This is a genomic window from Lascolabacillus sp. (assembly GCF_028696275.1).
GTDB classification, from domain to species: domain Bacteria; phylum Bacteroidota; class Bacteroidia; order Bacteroidales; family Dysgonomonadaceae; genus Proteiniphilum; species Proteiniphilum massiliensis.
This window is the reverse complement of record NZ_JAQVHI010000003.1, coordinates 40,243-61,418: the sequence shown is the minus strand read 5'-3', so window position 1 is coordinate 61,418 and position 21,176 is coordinate 40,243. Positions and strand designations below refer to the sequence as shown.

The 21,176-nt window shown below is 38.9% G+C and carries 15 protein-coding genes; 4 read left to right on the top strand and 11 right to left on the bottom strand.

Annotated features, from left to right (window positions below):
- Positions 1-31: 31 nt before the first annotated feature.
- The 4 genes from PHO43_RS01735 to PHO43_RS01720 all read left to right on the top strand — a co-directional run bounded on the left by PHO43_RS01735 (position 32) and on the right by PHO43_RS01720 (position 3,939).
- Positions 32-763: a cell division protein FtsQ/DivIB gene (locus PHO43_RS01735; RefSeq protein ID WP_288010083.1), complete on the top strand. Its 732-nt coding sequence runs from the start codon at positions 32-34 to the stop codon at positions 761-763.
- A 33-nt stretch (positions 764-796) separates the two neighbouring features.
- Positions 797-2,110 carry a cell division protein FtsA gene (ftsA, locus tag PHO43_RS01730; protein WP_052673065.1) on the top strand — a complete coding sequence of 438 codons (1,314 nt, stop codon included), beginning with the start codon at positions 797-799 and terminating at the stop codon, positions 2,108-2,110.
- 17 nt (positions 2,111-2,127) lie between these two features.
- Positions 2,128-3,420, top strand: a complete 1,293-nt coding sequence (gene ftsZ, locus PHO43_RS01725) for a cell division protein FtsZ (RefSeq protein WP_045088938.1) — start codon at positions 2,128-2,130, stop codon at positions 3,418-3,420.
- A gap of 69 nt (positions 3,421-3,489) precedes the next feature.
- Entirely contained in the window at positions 3,490-3,939 is a 450-nt protein-coding gene (locus PHO43_RS01720; protein ID WP_045088939.1) for a GatB/YqeY domain-containing protein, read from the top strand.
- Between the two features lie 64 nt (positions 3,940-4,003).
- On the opposite strand, the gene PHO43_RS01715 is transcribed toward PHO43_RS01720, so the two are convergent.
- The 11 genes from PHO43_RS01715 to PHO43_RS01665 all read right to left on the bottom strand — a co-directional run bounded on the left by PHO43_RS01715 (position 4,004) and on the right by PHO43_RS01665 (position 21,087).
- On the bottom strand, positions 4,004-4,705 hold the full coding sequence (locus tag PHO43_RS01715; protein ID WP_288011069.1) for a hypothetical protein: 702 nt from the start codon (positions 4,703-4,705) through the stop codon (positions 4,004-4,006).
- Between the two features lie 137 nt (positions 4,706-4,842).
- Positions 4,843-6,843: a RagB/SusD family nutrient uptake outer membrane protein gene (locus PHO43_RS01710; protein ID WP_053826798.1), complete on the bottom strand. Its 2,001-nt coding sequence runs from the start codon at positions 6,841-6,843 to the stop codon at positions 4,843-4,845.
- 17 nt (positions 6,844-6,860) lie between these two features.
- Positions 6,861-10,079 (bottom strand): SusC/RagA family TonB-linked outer membrane protein, encoded by a 3,219-nt coding sequence (locus PHO43_RS01705; protein ID WP_045088942.1) that lies wholly within the window; start codon positions 10,077-10,079, stop codon positions 6,861-6,863.
- A 406-nt stretch (positions 10,080-10,485) separates the two neighbouring features.
- Positions 10,486-11,427, bottom strand: coding sequence for a thioredoxin-disulfide reductase (gene trxB, locus PHO43_RS01700; RefSeq protein ID WP_045088943.1), 942 nt, complete (start codon positions 11,425-11,427; stop codon positions 10,486-10,488).
- A gap of 118 nt (positions 11,428-11,545) precedes the next feature.
- The gene (lolA1, locus tag PHO43_RS01695; protein ID WP_045088944.1) at positions 11,546-12,190 is read right to left on the bottom strand and encodes an outer membrane lipoprotein periplasmic chaperone LolA1; all 645 of its coding nucleotides are present in this window, start codon (positions 12,188-12,190) and stop codon (positions 11,546-11,548) included.
- A gap of 106 nt (positions 12,191-12,296) precedes the next feature.
- Positions 12,297-14,780 carry an FtsK/SpoIIIE family DNA translocase gene (locus PHO43_RS01690; RefSeq protein ID WP_288011066.1) on the bottom strand — a complete coding sequence of 828 codons (2,484 nt, stop codon included), beginning with the start codon at positions 14,778-14,780 and terminating at the stop codon, positions 12,297-12,299.
- 86 nt (positions 14,781-14,866) lie between these two features.
- Positions 14,867-15,085: a hypothetical protein gene (locus tag PHO43_RS01685; RefSeq protein WP_154904838.1), complete on the bottom strand. Its 219-nt coding sequence runs from the start codon at positions 15,083-15,085 to the stop codon at positions 14,867-14,869.
- A 144-nt stretch (positions 15,086-15,229) separates the two neighbouring features.
- Positions 15,230-15,730 carry a thiol peroxidase gene (tpx, locus tag PHO43_RS01680; RefSeq protein ID WP_045090764.1) on the bottom strand — a complete coding sequence of 167 codons (501 nt, stop codon included), beginning with the start codon at positions 15,728-15,730 and terminating at the stop codon, positions 15,230-15,232.
- 118 nt (positions 15,731-15,848) lie between these two features.
- A complete protein-coding gene (gene uvrA, locus PHO43_RS01675; RefSeq protein ID WP_045088947.1) occupies positions 15,849-18,674 on the bottom strand; it encodes an excinuclease ABC subunit UvrA in 2,826 nt (941 codons plus the stop codon).
- A 9-nt stretch (positions 18,675-18,683) separates the two neighbouring features.
- Positions 18,684-19,658: a lytic transglycosylase domain-containing protein gene (locus PHO43_RS01670; protein WP_045088948.1), complete on the bottom strand. Its 975-nt coding sequence runs from the start codon at positions 19,656-19,658 to the stop codon at positions 18,684-18,686.
- Positions 19,659-19,878: 220 nt separating this feature from the next.
- Positions 19,879-21,087, bottom strand: coding sequence for an esterase (locus PHO43_RS01665; RefSeq protein WP_288011064.1), 1,209 nt, complete (start codon positions 21,085-21,087; stop codon positions 19,879-19,881).
- Between the last annotated feature and the right edge of the window lie 89 nt (positions 21,088-21,176).

The window sequence follows — 21,176 nt, the reverse complement described above, 5'->3', positions numbered from 1 at the left end:
ATTTATCTTTGTATAGAAAAATAAAACGATAGTGAAGAAAATCCTTGTCATATTCATTGCTCTGGCAGTTGTTGGTTACCTGATATTTTCAGCTGACTATTTCAGGGAATCATCACACAACAGTGTTTGTGAAGAGTTTGTTGTTATTGTAAAAGATAGTACACAAACCCAGTTTGTAACAGCCAGAGAAGTAGAGGATTTAGTGAAGAAGTATAAACTTTATCCGGTAGGGAAACCTTTTAAAGAGATAAATACACTGGCTATTCGTGATACAATTCTTGGCAACAGACTAATTGAATCTGCTGATGTATTTATTACTTCAAGTTCTACAATTGTGGCAACAATACGACAGAGAGAACCAATTCTTAGAGTAGTTTCAGATATAAAAGGAAATTTTTATGTAGATAAGGATCGAAAGATAATGCCCGTCTCTTCTAGTTTTGCTGTTTATGTGCCAATTGCAACTGGTGTAATAGATGAGGAATTTGCTCAAAACGAACTGTATGATTTTGCAATGTTCCTTAGGAATAATTCCGAATGGGATGCGTGGATCGAACAGATAGTGGTTAGGAGTGATAACGAAGTGGTATTAATTCCCAGAGCTGGTGATTTTAAGATAATTATGGGAGATATTGATGATTATCACTCCAAGTTGGATAAATTCGCTCGTTTCGTTGATGGAGGATTAAATGTTGTTGGATGGAACCGTTATTCCGAAATTAATTTAAAGTATGAAAATCAAGTTGTGTGCACCAGAAAATAGTAATAATCACAACAAAAAAAATATAGCCAATATATGACGCAATCAGAATTTATAGCTGTAATAGATCTGGGAACATATAAAATAAAAGGTGTTGTTGCTCGCAGGAACGACAATAATGTTTTTTCAATACTCGAAAGTAAAACCATTGATTCTGGCAACTCAATACGCAGAGGTATGGTTTACAACATTGAAGAAACCGGAGCAAGTGTCAGGAAATTAATGACTATGCTTGAAAACAGTATAGATCAAAAAATAGGTAAGGTATATGTTTCTCTTAACGGACAGTCACTGCATACTATGGAGGTCAGGGACACAAAACAGCTCTCTACCGGTGGAATAGTGTCCGAAGAAGTGATCAAACAGTTACAGGAGTCTGCCGAGAAATTTACTCCCGATCTGAAAAGAAATTATGCTGTCGCAGATGTTGAATATTATATTGATGGTAAGCAGGAACTTAACCCAGTAGGTGTTGCTGGTACGCAAATAGAAGCAGCTTACAGGATTGTAACAGGCAGACCCAATTTACTGTCTAATATTGAGAAAAGCTTTAGTGATAAAGCTAAACTCCCAATTGCCGGATATGTTATAGGTGCTCTAGCGTCAGCTGCTATAGCATTGAACGATGAAGAGAAAGAGCTGGGTTGTGCATTTGTTGATTTCGGTGCAGGCACTACCACTCTATCAATATATAAAAATGGGATTTTAAAGAGGATGGTTGTGATTCCTTTTGGTGGTAAGAATATCACTAAAGATATATGTGCGTTGAATATAACTGAAAATGACGCAGAGCAATTAAAAATTAAGTTCGGAAAAGCATATGAGAATCACGAAAGTCCTTTTTTTACATCACCATTCTCTTCAAAGCCTGATGTAGATCTAACAGAGCTCAACAGGGTGATTGGATTACGTCTTGATGAAATTTCTGCAAACCTTAAAGAGCAGATCAGACTTTCAGGTCTCGAGAATGAACTGGGTTCCGGAATGATAATTACGGGGGGCGCATCACAATTAAAGAATATGACTGATTACTTGACTCACAAGTTCAAGATGCCTGTAAGGAAAGCAACAGCTAAAAAAACTTTTATAAATAATGCTTCTGAACTTATCAACGACCCCTCATTTACTCAGGTTTTAGGGATGTTGTTGTTTGGTAAAGAGAGCTGTCACTATGAGGATCGCCATGTTTATAATGAATATGACGAAGAGGAATTCTCTAAAGAAAGTGAGAAAAAAGAGTATAGAGAAACTGCAAAAGCAGTGAAGAAGACCAAGAAAACTCAAAAACCGGGTCTCTTTTCAAAATTCGGCGATATGTTTGAGAATATGTTTTCTGATGAGGATGAATAATTAAAAGGTACACATTGATGGATTACGATTTATTAGATTTTCAAATAGAGAGTCATACAGACGCAATTATTAAAGTAATTGGTGTTGGTGGAGGTGGCGGTAACGCCGTAAATCATATGTTCAGAGAAGGTATTCATAATGTCTCATTTGCATTATGTAATACAGATAATCAGGCTTTGATGGAATCTCCGGTACCTGTAAAAGTTCAGTTAGGTACAACTACAACCGGTGGATTAGGTGCCGGGAACAAACCTGAAATCGCCAGAAAAGCCGCTGAAGAGAGTGTGGATCTGATTGAAGATCTGCTTAACGATGGTACACGCATGGTATTTATTACTGCGGGAATGGGTGGTGGAACCGGAACTGGAGCAGCCCCTGTAATTGCCCGTGTAGCCAAAGAGTTAGGTATTCTTACAGTAGGAATTGTTACTATACCTTTTGTGTTCGAAGGATCCAGAAAAATTGTTCAGGCTCTAAAAGGTGTAGAAGAGATTGCCAAGAATGTAGATGCTTTGCTTGTAATAAACAACGAACGTCTGCGTGATATATATAGTGATCTTACTGTACTTAATGCATTTGCCAAAGCTGATGATACTCTTACCACTGCTGCAAAGAGCATTGCGGAAATCATCACTGTACATGGTCATGTTAATCTCGACTTTGCTGATGTAAATACTACATTAAAAGATGGTGGAGTGGCCATAATGAGTAGTGGAAAAGGAACAGGAAGTGACCGTATTAATGAGGCCATAAAAGACGCTCTGCACTCTCCTCTGCTCAACAATAACGATGTTTTCAACTCTAAGAAAATATTGATAAATCTCTGCTTTGGAGAAGAAAATCCTTTGATGATGGAAGAGATGAATGCACTTCATGATTTTATGTCAAAATTCAGTAATGATATTGAAGTAATCTGGGGTGCTGCAGTTGATGAATCACTGGATAAAGAGGTTAAGGTGACGCTGCTGGCGACTGGATTCTCAATTAATAATGTTCCCGGTATAGAAGAGATTAAACTGGAAGAGAGTAAAGCTGATGAGCTACAGCGTAAGATTCAGGAAGATGAAGAGCGAAAACGCGAGATCAAAGATAAGGAGCTTATTGAGAAGTATTATGGAAAAGCCGGATTGGAAACTCTTTCAGCAAACAATTACAGACAGGAGCCATTTATACTTACTTTAGAGGAGCTGGACGATGATAAGATTCTGGAGGCTTTGGAGAAGAACCCGGTATTTAAAAGGGATAGAACTTTTAATCCCAGAACATATCATATAGATAAACTTAACCAGTCGGCTACTCTGTTCGACTAAGAGATGAATTTTATATTTTATAATTCAGGTACAAATACATTTAAAATCATTTGAAAAAAGATAACTGTTATGACACTATTCGATACTATCACAGAAGAGATAAAAAAAGCAATGCTGGCTAAAGATAAGGTCCGTCTTGATGCATTAAGAGGGGTAAAGAAAGAGTTTCTGGAAGCTAAGACTGCTAAAGGTGCAGCAGATGAACTTGCAGATGATAAAGCAATAGCTATTCTTCAAAAGATGGTAAAACAACGCAAGGAGAGTGCTGAAATATATAAAGAGCAGGGTAGGGAAGATCTGGCAGAAACTGAGATTGAGCAGATGAAGGTTATCCAGGAATATTTACCTAAACAGCTTTCAAAAGAAGAAATAGAGGCAGAAGTCATGAGAATAATTGCCGACACAGGCGCTTCCACTATGAAAGATATGGGAAGAGTTATGGGTATAGCCACAAAAGAACTTGGTGGAAAAGCTGATGGTGGAACCATTTCTGCTATCGTGAGACAAAAGTTGTCTTAACACAGGCTCTGATATACATTTTCAACTGAAACAATTAATCAGAAAAGCAACTAATAGCCAGTAACTATCTTATAAAAATTGGGAGTTCTTTAGTGAATCTTTTCTCAATTAAATTTGATTTACTGGCTCGTTTGTTTAGTTTAGTAAGCTCTTTCTCCAAATCTTTATTAGTTTTCAAATCATCGGAAAGTAGTAAAATGGAGAATGATTTATCATCTATTATATTTATTCTGAAAGCAACAGTCCTGTTTTCAATAATATCATTCTCGGCAATTTTTATAATATAATCCTTACCCATACTAAAATCAAATGTAATAGGGTGATATCCCATTGCAAAGGCTGTTATCTTGCCTATTTTATCAAAATCAGTAAATATTACACTTCCATTGCTATCTGTAACACCGGCATTCAAAACTTTACCTGAGCTGTTTTTAGATTCCACAAGAATACCCTGAACAGGGTAATTGTCAATACTTACCACTCTTACTCTGCACGTATCCTCGCTAATTGCATCCTGCGATGAATAGGATGTTTTATGTCCGGGATAGTCAGTCGTATTTATAAGCATGAAATTTTCAATTAATTCATAACTTCCTTCGCCAACCTGAACTGTGGATAGTCCCGCAAAACCTGTAATTCTGAATGAAACCTTTTCTCCCATGAAAATTATCGAGTCGTTCCCGTTTTTATACACACCTTCCAGTTGTTGTGCAGACGCCACCATTTGAGATAATAGTAGTAATGATAGTATAAGAATTTTTTTCATAAGAGTGGTTTTTTTGTGTTGCTGTAACAAAAATAGCTATATTTTTCACTTATTTAAAATATTGTTCGAGAAAACAGGGTAAAAAAAAGACCGCTCACAGGAGCGGCCCTTCTTTATGTCATGAATGTAAATCCAAATTATCTTTCTGCCTTAGCATTTGGTTGTGCCGGCCAATATGGATTCTGATACAGATTTGAATTATCTGCTGTTCCATCAGGTGAGGCAAGCTGCATCTGTCTAAATGGAATTGGTGCCAGATAATTGGCTTCCGACCAGTTGTAACCATTAAATATTGTATTTGTAGATGAATTCAGAATCTGATATGGACGCAGATATTTACTTAAGTCTCTACTTGAAACATTAGCATCTGAACTACCATCATCAACCAATCCTGCACTTGTCACTTCACCTGGTTTAGGATCTGTATAGATAGAGTTCTTATATGCCTCATCCCATAAATTGAATCCTTCAATTATATAGTTTTTAACCTGATCCATAGCTCTCCATCTGATAAGGTCATCATAACGAATACCTTCACTCAGATATTCATTTCTGCGTTCACGACGGATGTTATAAAGAGTAGGATCAACCAAAGTACCACCTGAATATGCACCCCAGTCACCCAGAGCCTCAATACTCATATCTGTAGCAGTAATAGTTTTATTGTAATCAGCATCAACACCGGCTCTTGTTCTCAAAGCTCTCCAGTATCTGTCTGCAACAGCATCAATAGTTCCTTTCTTCATGTAAGAAGCCTCTATATAGTTCAGATAAGCTTCTGCAGCACGGAAGATTGGAGAACCTGCAGTTGCTGTCAAATCAGAACCCGGTGCTTCAGAAGGATCATAGTTCATGAATTTTCTTGATCTGTAACCTGTAACGTCTCTAACCTCCTGAAGGTTGATAATCAGCGGTGCAGTAAAGATGGCTGAATCACTCTTAATGTGTACTGGATCATCTTCATCAAAAAGGAAAAGCTGAAGACGCTCATCACGATTCTCTTTCAGATCAGTGATGAATGTATCTCCTTTGTATTCTGAACCTTGTGCATAGATAGGCAGACCGTTCTTCATCAGGAAGCCATCAACAAAACCTTTTGTTAATCCTGTATTTGCTCCTCTTTCAATATATATAGTTACACCATGTGTAATAGAAAGTGAAAGATCATATTGACGCCAGAATAATATTTCATCGAATTTACCCATGTCTCTTGAAGAGAACATGTCAAAATATGGATTCCATCCTGCAAATTCTGCTCTTGAAGGAGGATTTAATACACCAGAGTTAGCTGTTAACTCAATTTTATCTGCGACCTGTTTTGCTGCATCCATAGCTTGATCCAGGAACCAGTCGATCTCACTATCAAGATTGATTGAGAAACCGCTGTTGTAGCTCATAGAAGCACCCGGCCAGCCTGCTTCACCCGGTACACGTGGTGTGCCTCTGTGATAATTAAGGAAAGATGCTTCATAAAGTGCTACTCTTGATTTAGCTAAGAGTGCTGCATCTTTGGTGAGTCTTGTTTTATTCGATACACCATTCTGCATAAGTAATATTGCAGAGTCCAGGTCAGAAATTATTTGACGTGCAACAAGATTACGTGGCTTACGTTCAGCTGCTGCAACCAGAATCTCCTCCTGATCAGGAAGAACTGTGGTTACAATTGGGAAGTCACCATAGGTTTTTAGTCTGTCAAAATAAGCCATTGCTCTTAGCATATATACTTCACCAATATAGTGATCTATCATCAGTGTGTTTCCTGAAAGTGCATTGTCAGTTCTTTTTGGTAACACCTCCTGAAGGAAGAAGTTAAATGCCCTGATATTTCCAAAACCTAAGTCACCATTTTGTGGAACCAAACGGTTTCCCGGTTCATATAAACCAAGATTAGGATTTGATGTAGCCTGATTGTCAGTGTGGTCATCCAAACGGCCTATACCTGTGCTCCATCCACCATGAGTGCTGAACAAAGAAGAGTAATAGTTAATGGGAAATGAAGCAAGATCGCTTTCAGAACTGAGGAATTGGTTTGGTCCAACCTGGTCCAGAGGCTCTCTGTCCAGGAAGTCCTCACAAGAAGTGAGAGATAGAACCAATACTCCAATAATTAATAAAAAATGTTTATATATAGTATTCATCTTATTGTTGTTATTGATTAAAAGTTAATATTCAAACCAACAGAAATAACCTTGCTAAGTGGGTATAGTTTACCGTTACCCCAGTCTCCACCAAGGAGTTCAGGATCAAATACACCTGTAATCTCTGATAAAGTCAAAAGGTTATCACCTGAGATATAAAAACGTACATTCTGCATACCAGCTTTATTAACAATACTGCTTGGTAAGGTATATCCTAGTTGAATATTCTTAAGTCTCAGATATGCTGCATTCTGCAGATATCTTGTTTGTGTGTACTGGTTCTTTCCTTCGCCTGAGAAAAGTGGTCTTGGATAATATGCATCTAAGTTTGCTCCAAGAGGGTTGTCTTCGTCACGGAAGAAATCCCAATGCTCTTCGAAGGCGGTTGATTGCCACATACCTCCTGAAGCACCCCAGAAATATGGTCCGCCAAGCATATAGTCTCTTTTTCCTACTCCCTGGAAGAATACTCTTAAGTCGATTCCTTTCCATGCTGCATCAAGAGTAACACCAAACTTATAGCGAGGAATGCTGTTGCCAATTATGGTCATATCTCCATGATCATCAAGAGTGTTAGCTCCATTGTTTACAACACCATCACCATTCAGGTCTTTATACATAACATCACCAGCAGCCCAGTTACTTCCCCATACAGGTCTGTTGTTTTCTAAGTGGGCTTGCATCTCTGCATCAGATTTTGCAATTCCTTCTGTTGTATAACCCCATATTTCACCGTTCATACGACCGTTATACCATGTACTTAAGCTATAAGTATCGTTTGGATAACGAGTAATTCTTTGCTGGTCATCAGAAAGTACAAGCTTCACACCATATGAGAAATCCTGGATCATATCTCTCCAGTTAACCTCAAGCTCCCAACCGTAAGACTCCATGTCTGCGTTGTTAACTCTTGGAACGCCTGTACCTAAGATAGAAGACAATTCTGGTGCAGGTCCAATCATATCCTTTGTTGTACGGTTAAAGACATCAAATGCACCTGTAAAACGTCCATTGAGTGAGTTCCAGTCCAAACCAAGGTTCCAAGACTGAATAGTTTCCCATGTCATTAATGAGCTTACAATTCCAGGAGCAGAAGAGATGTTTGGTTTTCTGCCATCAACTAACCAATTACCTGCACTTGAACTAACAGGCATTGACAGGAAGAATGGATACCAACTGCTTGTATTCATATTTCCAAGCTGACCCCAAGATGCTCTTAGTTTAAACATGCTTATTTTGTCAGCAAGTGGAGCGAAGAAATCTTCATGAGCCATATTCCATCCAACAGAGAATGAAGGGAAAGTACCCCATCTCTTATCACCAACGAATCTTGAAGATCCGTCACGTCTTACGTTAGCTTCGAAAAGATATTTTTCTTTGTAGTTATAGTTTAATCTGCTGAAGAAACCAAGATTTGCCCAGTGTCCGTACCCGCCAGAGATACTTGGTGTCGGATTGGTAGCAGTATTAAGTGTTGGAACCAGAGGAGTTATTAAGTCCTGTTTTGAACCACCCAGGTTTCTTGTTTTCATCAAGTCGATATTTGTACCACCCATTACAGTGAATGTGTGAGCATCAGCAAGAGAAAAAGTGTAGTCTGAGTATACATTTACAGAAGCGAAGTTGTCTTTAGTAGCACCTTCATAAATGTTGGATTTGCCTGCGTCACCACCTTGCCATGGAGCAGCAAATGGCTGATTGTTTGTATCATATCCATAAATAGGCAATACATCCCAGTGGTTAAAACGATTGATTGTATTGTAGTTACCTTCTGCTCTGATATACCAGTCTTTTACAGGTTCAAATACAAACTGTAGCTGCTGGTACAGATAATCTTTCTCGCTTTTATCAACACCACCATCTCTCATCTGAAGGATTTCATTACCTTCATGATAGTGACCATTAGGGTCAATTACAGGGTTTGTAGGCCAACGTCTTGCAATGTTATGGAAGAACAGACCAGTCATATAAGAAGGTCTTGAATACTCTTCACGTACCCAACGACTGCTGTAATTCAGAGTTACCCAATCTGCAAGTTCTGCAGATATCTTTCCATTTATAGAATAACGGTTGAAATTGTCTTTTCCATGACGAATCAACCCATTCAGATCAAGGAAGTTCCCACTTATTAAATACGTTATTTTATCACTACCACCACTAACACTCATATTGTGTTCCTGTGATGGTACCCAGTCACGATACATTTCAGCAAACCAGTCAGTGTTTGCATTAGCACCACCGTACAGAAGCCATCTGTTATTGCTTCCTGCAGTAGTTCCATACATTACGGCGTCTCTGTTTCTGTCAGTCAGCTCACCTGTGAATGTTCCATTCTGGTAAGCCTGATAGTCAAGTATGTTCTGCAGTGCCTCTTCAGAGAAAATAGCTCCCTGTCCCGAATTTCTTGCAGCTTCGTTGAAGTACTGAGCAAATCTGTATGAATCAAGCATCTTAGGTACCTGATTAGCATCTGAAAAACGGATATTAGCCTGATATGAAATACTTGGCTTCCCGCTCTTACCTGATTTAGTCGTTACAAGAATAACACCAAAAGCTGCACGTGCACCATAAATAGATGAAGATGCAGCATCTTTCAGTACAGAGATACTCTCAATATCAGCAGGGTTGATTGCATTAATGTTTCCTTCTACACCATCAATTAAAATAAGAGGTGATGAGTTGGAGCCACTTCCAATTGTACCTGCTCCACGAATATTAATAGACATCTGGCTGTCAAGTGTTCCACCAACTCCACTGGATTGTGTCAAGTTCAATCCCGGTATAACACCTTGAAGAGCCTGGGATACATTCTGTACAGGTCTTGATTCTAATGATTTTGAGTCGATAGCAGATACAGATCCGGTAACGTTCACTTTTTTCTGAGTACCGTAACCTACCACTACTACCTCGTCCAGAAGTTCTGTGTCTGTTGCCAGAACAATGTCGATTGTTGTTCTGCCATTAACCGGAACTACCTGTGTTCTCATACCAACATAACTGATTTGCAGGTTTCCACTTGCCGGCACATCAGTTAGGGTATAATTACCGTCAATGTCGGTAACAGTACCACGAGTCGCATCACCTTCAACGATAACTGTCGCCCCGATAACTTCGAAGCCGGTATCATCGGTAATATTACCACTCACGGTAACTGTTTGTGCAGAGATTGTTAAGGCGAAGAAGCTCAAAATAAGAGTAACAAAGCTTCTGTAGCCTAATTGTTTGCATTTTTTCATTTCATTCTCGCGTTTTTAGTTAATTACTAGTTGATTAATCAATTAAATTAGTATATAAATTTATATTTCCAACTTAATAAATAATGAGAATTTAAAAAATAGGACTAATAAATTAAATATATAAACACAAAAGTAAAATAAATATTTTTATTAATAAAATGGAATGAGTATAAAAGGCATAATTAATAAATAATATTAATAATAATTATGGTTATATCTTATTTAATTAAAGATACTTGTATCGAGAATAGTTTTATAATTGCGGCTCTTCTCAATTAATCCATATTTAACACAGATTGTCATTTAAAAAGTGTGTAATTAAGGTATAGACTCAGGTATAAAAAAATGCCTCCGACTAATTAAGCCGGAGGCACCAATAATTTATGTTTTTCTCAACAAGTGAGTATTATAAACCTTTTTCGCTCAGATAACGTTCTGCATCCATAGCTGCACGGCAACCCGTTCCTGCTGCAGTAACTGCCTGACGATATATAGGATCTGCCACATCACCACAAGCAAATACTCCTTCAACATTTGTTCTTGTGTATGGATGCTCAGTTTTAATGTACCCAACATTATCGAGTTCGATATAATCTTTGAAAATCTCTGTATTAGGTTTGTGACCAATGGCCAGGAAAAATCCATCAACTGCTATATCCACCTTTTCCTCATCTGCTTCACCCATCCTTTTAACAAGATGAACTCCTTCAACGCCATTATCTCCAAACAGACCTACTGCATTATGCTCAAACAATATTTCAATCTTTGGATTATTCATCACTCTGTCCTGCATAATCTGAGAAGCGCGCAGATATGGTTTTCGAACAATCATATAAACCTTGTCAGCAAGACCAGAGAGGTAAGTAGCCTCTTCACATGCAGTGTCGCCACCACCTACAACTGCAACCTTTTTCTTTCTGTAAAAGAAACCGTCACAAGTAGCGCATGCAGATACACCCTGACCTGCATATTTAGTCTCATCTTCTAGTCCCAGATACTTTGCAGTAGCACCTGTGGAAATTATAACAGTATCAGTTTCAATAACCTTTTCGTTATCAATAGTCACCTTCAGAGGACGTGTCGAGAAATCAACAGCAGTTGCTCTCCCTGGTAATACTTTAGCACCATATTTAATAGCCTGCTTTTTGAAGTCCTCCATCATGGCCGGGCCTGTTACACCATCAGGGTAACCTGGATAGTTTTCTACCTCAGTTGTGGTTGTTAGCTGACCACCAGGTTCCAGACCCTCATAAAGTACAGGGTTCAGGTTTGCTCTTGCAGCATAAATAGCCGCAGTATAACCTGCCGGTCCTGATCCCAGGATCAGTACACGAACTTTTTCATTCATATTAATTTCTTTATTTTGATAGTTTATTTATCTCAAAGATACTACTATTCCATTATATCTGAAACAGATATTACATTAATCTATTTATATTAAATGGAAAATATATAGTGGAAATCAACTACCTGAGATCCACAATTTCAACACCGGGATGATTGTTTTTATTGAAAGTAAACTCACTGTCGTTATACTTGAAGTTATCATTGTAGTCTGTGATATCTATCTTGGTAAGCAAATCATTACTCATGGTTAAAATTACCTGAACAAGACGATTGTTGGTTTTGTCAACTGCGACTGATATCGACTTTATATCACTGTTTACTGCAATTGGGTTCATATCTATCGAATACACGCTCTTTCCGTTAACAGTTTTTGTTACAGGTGCTTTCAATGTATATCCCTCTTTATATATACTTAAAAGTGCTACAGGACTAACAGTGGCCAGTTCACTCTCTGTAGGGTTGCTTATATTTACTTCATCAACATCTTTAAGTAGTACCCATTGAGTAGTTCCGTCAAACCATATAATCATATCTTCCATCTCAAGTCTGAACTTGTTACCTTTAATGAATGCTTCCCCTTTTTGAGAATCAAAATCATTTGATCCAGCCTCACCCATAGCAGAGGTGAACGATAATTTAATACCATCAGACAGCATGTATGCTGAGTGAGTTTTATCAAGTATAGCTCTTGACTGTGATGAGTCTTGCGCAATGGCGATTACTGTAATTGATAAAACCAGAAGTATTGATGCTAAACGTTTCATATGAATAATATTAATTATTTAGTCAGTCTTTTATACACAATTCATAATTATATAAATGTACAATACTGACAGGAGAATCAGTTTTCGGTTTAATATCAATTAAGCATTAATTCAATGAATCAAGCAGCTTTTCAAGTGAATACTCGTCCTGAATAAATACTTCACGCGGTTTACTGCCCTGTGCCCCGCCCACAATTCCGGCTGCTTCCAGTTGATCCATTAGTCGGCCGGCACGGTTATACCCAATCGAGAACTTACGCTGAATAAGTGAAGTTGATCCTTGCTGATGTACAACAATTAATCTAGCCGCCTCTTCAAACAGCACATCCCTATCGTTCAAATCAACAGCACCTGGAGCTGCTTCTGCATCCGAGATCACTTCAGGCAGAGGATAAGCAGCATCATAGCCCTGTTGTTTTCCTATGTATTTAGTTATATCATCCAGCTCAGGTGTATCCACAAATGCGCACTGAATACGTGTCAGCGTACTTCCCTGTGAGAAAAGCATATCACCTCGTCCAATAAGCTGGTTGGCACCACTCATGTCGAGTATAGTGCGGGAGTCGATTTGCGATGTTACACGGAAAGCCATCCTGGCAGGGAAGTTAGCCTTGATTGTACCGGTTATAATATTTGTTGTAGGTCTCTGTGTGGCTATAATCATATGTATACCAACAGCTCGTGCCTTTTGTGCAATACGGGCAATTGGCATCTCAATTTCTTTGCCGGCAGTCATAATAAGGTCACCAAACTCATCAATTACCACAACAATATATGGCAGATATCTGTGACCATTGTTTGGATTTAACCTCCTGTTTATAAATTTCTCATTGTACTCCCTGATAGCACGTACATGAGCTTTCATGAGCAACTCATAACGATCATCCATCTCCTTTGTAAGTGAGTTCAGAGTCTGTGTCACCTTTGAAACATCTGTGATTATAGGCTTATCTTCATCCGGAAGTTTAGCAAGATAATGGTTTTCTATAATAGAATAGATGTTGAACTCAACCATCTTAGGGTCTATCAGAACCATCTTCATCTCAGCAGGATGCATTTTATATAGCAGAGAGGTGATGATCGCGTTTAGTCCCACCGATTTTCCCTGCCCAGTAGCACCTGCCACCAGTAGATGAGGCATCTTGGTAAGGTCAAAAATAAAAACCTCGTTGGTAATTGTTTTACCTAATGCAACAGGAAGCTCATAGTTACACTCCTGATATCGCTTGGATGATAAAACAGAATGCATAGATACAATCTGAGGGTCCTTGTTTGGCACCTCAATGCCAACCGTTCCTTTCCCTGGCATGGGTGCAATAATACGAATTCCAAGTGCTGATAAACTTAATGCAATATCATCTTCTAGATTCCTGATCTTGGATATTCTTACACCTGCCTGTGGAACAATCTCATATAGTGTGATGGTTGGTCCAACTGTTGCTTTTATCGAAGTTATCTCGATTCCGTAGTTTCTGAGCGTAGAGATGATTTTGTCTTTATTCTCATTCTGCTCAGCCATATTTATCTCCCTGTCACCTGTATTGTAAACCTTCAGAAGATCGAGTGTCGGAAACTTAAACATCGAAAGATCCTTTTTAGGGTCATATGCCTCCTGGTTTCCATTCGTAATAAATGAGAGGTCTCTTTTATTCTCTTTATCATCATCTGCAGGCAGAGAATCTGTCTCATCATCTTTTGGAACGATGATTTCAAAGTCATCATCCGGCTTAACCACATATTTGGGTGTTAAGCTATCAGCAGTTTTTGTCTCTGTTTCAATTGGTTCCTCTATCTCTTCTTCAGGACTTGTCTCTTCCTCTATGTCGGTACCGTTATTTGAAGAGAGCTTTTCTTTGATCGAACTGAATAGTTTTGAAAAAATGCCCGGTTTATTTTCTTTTTCAGGCAAATCAGGTTCAATAGTTGCTTCTGATTCAACAGATTCTTCAAACTTCAAAAATGAAGGCTTGTTATCCACAAGCGTCTGCTGAATTTTATGCATATTACTTCTTCTAACAGTCACAACAATGATAACTATAAAAAGAATTATCAGCAGTATTATACCTGGCCAGCCAATACTGCTCTCCAGGAATCGTTCAATCTCAATACCGTGGGCTCCTCCCCATTTTACATGTGAGTCAGGAAGTATATTGTCAAGAATAAATGCACTTGAAATGGATCCGCATATCAATCCAAATGCCGTAGCAAACAGTGCCTTAATAAAAGAAAACTTTGAAACCCGCATCAGACGCAGGCCAATATAAATAAAGAAGATTGGTATTAGTGAAGAGAATAACCCGAACCAGTCGTTTACAAGTCTTTCAGCTATAAAAGCACCACCTGCGCCTGTCCAGTTGTCCACCTCAAGGTTAGATGATCGGATAAGTTGCCAGAAAGATACATTGAGTACCTTGCTCTGATCGGCAGCACCGGTAAAAAAGAATGATATAATTGCCAGAAGCATGAAGATTCCGACAAAAGCTACAATAACTCCCAATATAAATTGAGTACGCTCACTTTTAAACAAATGAAGCCAGTCAGTGCGTTTTTTTTTGGACGGGGAAGTTCTTTTCCTTTTTCTTTTTACCATATATTGGTGAAAGTGTTATCTGTAATTGAAAGTACAAATTTAGGAAAAAGAAACTTAGTTTAAAAGGATTAACTACTCAATTCATGTCACTTGCTCTTTTTTCCAAAAAGATAAACACCTGCAATTAAAGCAACAACTCCAAGGCCAATCTTAACATAGGCCATCTCTTTAGCTTTATTGTCTTCTGCGCTTAACTCAATGCCCAGAATATCCACTGAAGTTGAACTTGAGCCAAGATCTCTTATACCCAGATATCCCAGTACCATAGCTCCAATAATCAGAATAAGACCTAATGTTCTTTTCATATTTACATATATTAAATTAGTTTCTTGCATTTTAAACGCTAATTTCAATAAGATTGTTTATTTTTGCAGCTTCTATTTAAAAAGCGAAAGGTCCGCGAATCACTTCGCAGACCTCCCTTGTTAACACAATCTTCATGAAACAAACTACACTATCGAGTTGATTGCAGAATTATAATCCGGCTCTTGTGCAATCTCAGGAACCAGTTCTGTATATACTACTTTCCCTTCCGGATTTACAACTACTACCGCTCGGGCAAGTAGTCCCTTCAGCGGGCCATCAGTCATAAGAAGGCCATAATCTTTACCGAAAGATTCATCGCGGAAGTTCGAAAGAGTAACTACATTTTCTATGCCCTCTGCAGAGCAAAATCTTCCTGCTGCAAATGGCAGGTCGGCAGATATTCCAAGTACCACTGTATTGTTGAGAGCAGCAGCTTCTTTATTGAAACGTCTTACTGAAGCAGCACATGTGCCGGTATCCAGACTTGGGAAAATGTTGAGTACAACATTTTTTCCTCTGTAGTCAGAAAGTTTAACTTCATTAAGTTTGCCATCAACTAAACTAAAATCGGGAGCTGTATTTCCCTTCACAGGAAGTTCTCCGACCGTAGTCACAGGGTTGCCTTTAAACGTAATATTTGCCATTATTTTATATTTTCTTAATTTATAATTGTTCTTAATAACAAGTGATTTCAAAATAGTAAACAAAGAGTCTGTATAATTGTTCACGTTGGAACAAAATTTTTTTACTCTGTCCGAATTTTTATTGCACTAACTCTTCTCTCAGGTAAACAGCAGTATAGCTATCTCTATTTTTAACTATCTCTTCAGGAGTTCCGGTTGTAAGAATATAGCCACCTCTTTCACCTCCTTCGGGACCCAGGTCGATTATATAATCTGCACATTTTATTATATCAAGATTATGCTCAATTACTATTACGCTGTTACCCTTTTCAACAAGTTTATTGAGTACAGTTAATAATACTCTGATATCTTCGAAATGTAGTCCGGTTGTCGGTTCATCCAGAACATACATGGTATTGCCTGTATCGGTCCTGGCAAGTTCAGTGGCAAGTTTCACACGCTGACTCTCTCCGCCTGAAAGGGTTGTGGACGATTGACCAAGTTTTATGTATCCTAATCCTACTTCCTGCAATACCTTTATCTTATGCAGTATTGATGGCACATTTTCGAAAAATTCAACCGCTACATTTATTGTCATATCAAGTACATCAGCAATGGATTTCCCTTTGAATCGTACTTCCAGTGTCTCGCGGTTATATCGCTTACCGTGGCAGTTTTCACATGGAACCATTACATCTGGCAGAAAATTCATTTCAACTGTTTTATAGCCGTTGCCCTTGCATGTTTCACATCTGCCTCCCTTTACATTAAATGAAAATCTTCCCGGTTTATATCCTCTTATCTTTGCTTCCGGCATACCGGCAAAAAGATTACGTATGTCCGAGAATACACCGGTATAAGTAGCAGGGTTAGAACGGGGGGTGCGGCCAATAGGCGACTGGTCAACACTGACTACTTTATCCAAATGTTCTATTCCCTCTACTGACTCATATGGTAGAGGGTCTTTTAATGACCTGTAGAATTTCTGACTAAGTATTGGCTGAAGTGTGTCATTTATAAGTGTGGATTTACCGCTTCCCGATACTCCGGTTATACAGGTGAGTGTTCCCAGGGGAAGGGCTACTGATACCTTCTTCAGATTGTTGCCCGAAGCACCGATTATCTTTAGATAGTTCCCGTTTCCCTTTCTCCTGTTTTTTGGAATAGCAATTTCAAGCTTGCCGTTAAGGTAATTTGAGGTGAGGGTATTCTTTTTCAGCATCTCTTCAGGGGTGCCTGCAAAAACTACTTCTCCCCCTTTACGGCCTGCAAAAGGTCCCATATCAACAATGTAGTCTGATGCCAGCATCATATCTTTGTCATGCTCAACCACCACAACCGAATTGCCTGTATCACGCAGTTTCTTCAGTGAATCAATCAATCTGCGGTTATCACGCTGATGTAGTCCAATACTTGGTTCATCAAGAATGTAAAGCACATTTACAAGTTCAGATCCTATCTGTGTTGCAAGACGGATACGCTGACTCTCACCTCCCGATAGTGATGCTGATGCACGTGAGAGGGACAGGTAGCCCAGTCCCACATCAAGCAGAAACTGTAATCGCGACAAGATCTCTTTCTTTATCTCATTTACAATCAATCTCTGTTTTTCAGATACTTCTGTTACGGATTCAGAAAACCAGTTGTAAAGCGACTGTATATCCATATCGGCCAGTTCTGCAATGTTTTTTTCATTGATCTTAAAATGGAGGGCTTCCTTGTTGAGGCGCTGACCGTTGCATTCCGGACATACTGAGGTTGTAATAAACTGTCCAGCCCATTTCTGTGCAGTAGCAGATGCTTCATCTTCCTGCTGCATCTCGATATATTTGGTAACTCCTTCGTAAGAAACCATGTAGTTGGAGTTCCCAAGCGACTCATTCTTTATTTTCAGTCTCTCATTTGTTCCATATAGTATCTCATCAATAGCCTCCTCTGGAATGTTTTTGATAGCTGTTTTCAGGGTTACTCCATATTTTTCGCATATCGCAGCAATCTGCCAGAATAGCATATTGCTCTTCTCCTTACCCAATGGAGCAATTCCACCGGCTGCAATACTTAGATCAGGATTAGGTATTATCTTTTCAATATCCACCTGATCCAGTTCACCAAGGCCCTTGCAGCGAGGGCAGGCTCCCTGTGGCGAATTAAATGAGAAATTATGCGGGGCCGGCTCACTGTATGATAGTCCTGTAGTGGGACACATTAAACTGCGACTATAATGTCGTACCTCATCTGCTTCCACATCCAATATAAGAATCAGTCCGTTTCCCTGCTTCATGGCTGTTCTCACACTCGCTTTCAGCTTGTCTTCAAACTTATTTGACACCACCAGCTTGTCAATCAATATCTCTATGCTGTGGTTTTTGTAGCGGTCAACTTTCATTCCGGGTAGAATTTCCCTTATATCACCGTCTACTCTCACATTCAGATAACCCTTTTTACGTATCTGTTCAAATAGTTCCTTGTAGTGTCCTTTTCTGTTCCTTACAACTGGTGCAAGAATATAGATCTTCCTACCGATATATTTCTCAAGAATTAGTTCAAGAATCTGTTCATCAGTATATTTTACCATCTTCTCGCCTGTGATGTAGGAATAGGCTTCCCCTGCACGGGCATACAGCAGACGAAGGAAGTCATAAATCTCAGTTGTGGTTCCAACAGTCGATCTTGGGTTCTTGTTTGTAGTCTTTTGTTCAATGGAGATCACAGGGCTCAATCCTGTAATCTTATCTACATCGGGACGTTCAAGTTTACCTAAGAAACCGCGTGCATATGCTGAGAATGTTTCGATATAACGACGCTGGCCTTCGGCAAAAATAGTGTCAAAAGCCAGAGATGATTTTCCGCTGCCACTCAGTCCGGTAACTACCGTCAGCGAGTCACGCGGGATTGTTACATCTATATTTTTAAGATTGTGTACGCGTGCTCCGTACACATTTATAAGTTCTGTTTCAGATGTCATATTCTATATTCAGTCGACAACCCAGGCGGGATTATGTACTTTGGGTTTACCCCCTTTTTTATAGTACAGATCTTCCTCTGTAGGAATAAGTATAGTGTACCTCTTCCCTGAAGCATTATTAAGCTTGTCAGATCTTAGCCAAGAGTTGAAATCCTTTAATTGTGCATAAGTAATACCATGTTCACGGGCAAATGATACAAGGTCGGGTATTGTACTTGTAACATCTACCTTTTTAAACTCCATGGGCTTGTAAAGATGTTCCGGTTTTATTACAAAACCATATTGCTGCGGATTCTCAAAGATCTGTTTTATAGCAAGCATACGATAATAATAACGGGTGGTTTCCTCCACCAGCCACAAATCAAGTGCATCTTCTGCTTTCTGATTTCTCAGTTCATTTGTAATTCTTCCCTGTCCTCCGTTATAAGACATTGAAGCAGCACTCCATGACCCATATCTCCTATATGCATTTTTGAGATACTTGCATGCAGCAACAGTTGATTTTTCTATATGATACCTCTCATCTACTTCAGATCTTATTTCAAGTCCGTTTTCACGACCAGCCGTCTGTATAAACTGCCATAAACCAACCGCACTGGCAGGTGATACTGCTCTGTGATCAAGATTGCTTTCAATCACTGCAAGATATTTCATATCATCAGGAATACCTTCTCTCTTAAGTATCGGTTCAATAATAGGAAAAACGCGGTTTGCCCTCTTTATCAACAGCATTGTCGTTGAGTGGAAATAGGTGAAACTGTTCAGCTCCCGGTCCATTCTCTCTCGTTTATCATAACGGTCGAAAACAATCTCCTCACCCGCAAATGTCATTCTTTCAGGAATAGAAACTGAGGCTGTCATCGAAAGCACCTGAGGCTTTTCAATCTCAGTTTTTACCGGATCGTTTCCAGATGTCAATAAAACTACACTGGTCACAAGTGCGGCCAGTAGAATAACTAAGGAGAAAAGCAGTGATTTTTTCATTTTATTTCTTTCTTTGAGGAATCCATATCAATCATAAAAAAAGGATGCCGGAATTTTATATCAACTAACAAAGTTAGTCACTTTTTTGGAAATTAGGAACAGTGCTTATGGTTAATATGCTTATTTTATATCGGTTAATTATATCTGTTTACCACAAAAATGCCGTATGAAATAATTGTCATACGGCATTTAAAAACAGATATGTAAATTAGAAATTGATCTATTTAAACAGCATCGGAGCAAACTCAGTGAGGTAGATACGCCAGTTTCTCCATATATGGCCTCCATCACTTTCTCTGTAAGTATATTTAAATCCTATCTCATCCATTTTTTTAAAACAGAATGGGAGCTCCTGATATACAAAGTCGCTGTTTCCACATGCTATCCAGTAGAGCTTGAAACCATTTTTCTGCTGTACTTCAAGCTTCTTTACAAACTCATCCACGGCTTTTGCTCTCTCTGCTTCATCTGCAATCCTCACTGCCGAAATTGGAGGAGCTGAAAATACTCCAATATAATCGAAGGTGTTCTCATACTGGGCAGAGATTGCTGCTGAGTGTCTTCCTCCCATAGACAACCCTGCTATAGCGCGGTTGGCTTTATCCTTTTTAACTCTGTAATTGCTCTCAACAAAGTTGATTATATCTCCAAAACTATCTTCCATTGTAGCCACAGCTTCACGAGGTCCCCCTCCCATGGCGGGGTGGTACTCGCGACTTGATTCGCCTGGTGCAGAAGCATTCTGGGTATGTCCGTTGGGCATTACCACAATCATAGGTTTAGCCTTACCCTGAGCAATCAGGTTATCCATAATTTGTGCGGAGCGACCTAAAGCAATCCATGCCTCTTCATCACCTCCTGAACCATGAAGGAGATAGAATACAGGATAGGTCTCGTTACTGCTTTCATAACCGGGAGGAGTGTAAATTGTAATACGTCGTTGTTCTTTAAGAGTTGGACTGTCATACCATCTTCTTGTAACTGATCCGTGTGGCACATCTTTAACTATATAGTAATCTGCATGACCATCACCAATGATAAACTGACTGGTAACAGTTGCCACATCACGTATCATGAAAACATTTGCAGGGTCAAGAGTACGAAATCCGTCCACATAAAATGCGTAACTGTAAAGTTCAGAAGGGAGTGGTCCTTCTGTTTTATATTCCCATACACCTTTTTCATTTTTAACAAGTTCTGCTCTCCCGGGAGCTTCACTTATGCCTCTGGGGGTCTCTATTTTCAGAGGAGGGAGGAAATCTCCTGTAATCTCTACTTTTTTTGCATTTGGAGCATTTAGTCTGAAAGTAACACTGTTATCATCATGTATCTCGGGCGATATTATTGTTTCTCCACCCCATAGAGCTTGTTGTGCATAACCAGATGCACAGATTAATAGTGCAATTAAAAAGGTCGTAATGTTTCTCATATCTTAAATATTAATTGATATTATTGCAGATCTGCTTTATATTGGATACAACTTGTAAATATAAGAATTAATTTAATGTTTTATTACTT

Excerpts from the sequence above, each read along its gene's own strand:
- ftsA (WP_052673065.1), top strand. The coding sequence starts at position 797 with ATGACGCAATCAGAATTTATAGCTGTAATAGATCTGGGAACATATAAA.
- ftsZ (WP_045088938.1), top strand. The coding sequence starts at position 2,128 with ATGGATTACGATTTATTAGATTTTCAAATAGAGAGTCATACAGACGCA.
- PHO43_RS01720 (WP_045088939.1), top strand. The coding sequence starts at position 3,490 with ATGACACTATTCGATACTATCACAGAAGAGATAAAAAAAGCAATGCTG.
- PHO43_RS01715 (WP_288011069.1), bottom strand. The coding sequence starts at position 4,705 with ATGAAAAAAATTCTTATACTATCATTACTACTATTATCTCAAATGGTG.
- PHO43_RS01710 (WP_053826798.1), bottom strand. The coding sequence starts at position 6,843 with ATGAATACTATATATAAACATTTTTTATTAATTATTGGAGTATTGGTT.
- PHO43_RS01705 (WP_045088942.1), bottom strand. The coding sequence starts at position 10,079 with ATGAAAAAATGCAAACAATTAGGCTACAGAAGCTTTGTTACTCTTATT.
- trxB (WP_045088943.1), bottom strand. The coding sequence starts at position 11,427 with ATGAATGAAAAAGTTCGTGTACTGATCCTGGGATCAGGACCGGCAGGT.
- lolA1 (WP_045088944.1), bottom strand. The coding sequence starts at position 12,190 with ATGAAACGTTTAGCATCAATACTTCTGGTTTTATCAATTACAGTAATC.
- PHO43_RS01690 (WP_288011066.1), bottom strand. The coding sequence starts at position 14,780 with ATGGTAAAAAGAAAAAGGAAAAGAACTTCCCCGTCCAAAAAAAAACGC.
- PHO43_RS01685 (WP_154904838.1), bottom strand. The coding sequence starts at position 15,085 with ATGAAAAGAACATTAGGTCTTATTCTGATTATTGGAGCTATGGTACTG.
- tpx (WP_045090764.1), bottom strand. The coding sequence starts at position 15,730 with ATGGCAAATATTACGTTTAAAGGCAACCCTGTGACTACGGTCGGAGAA.
- uvrA (WP_045088947.1), bottom strand. The coding sequence starts at position 18,674 with ATGACATCTGAAACAGAACTTATAAATGTGTACGGAGCACGCGTACAC.
- PHO43_RS01670 (WP_045088948.1), bottom strand. The coding sequence starts at position 19,658 with ATGAAAAAATCACTGCTTTTCTCCTTAGTTATTCTACTGGCCGCACTT.
- PHO43_RS01665 (WP_288011064.1), bottom strand. The coding sequence starts at position 21,087 with ATGAGAAACATTACGACCTTTTTAATTGCACTATTAATCTGTGCATCT.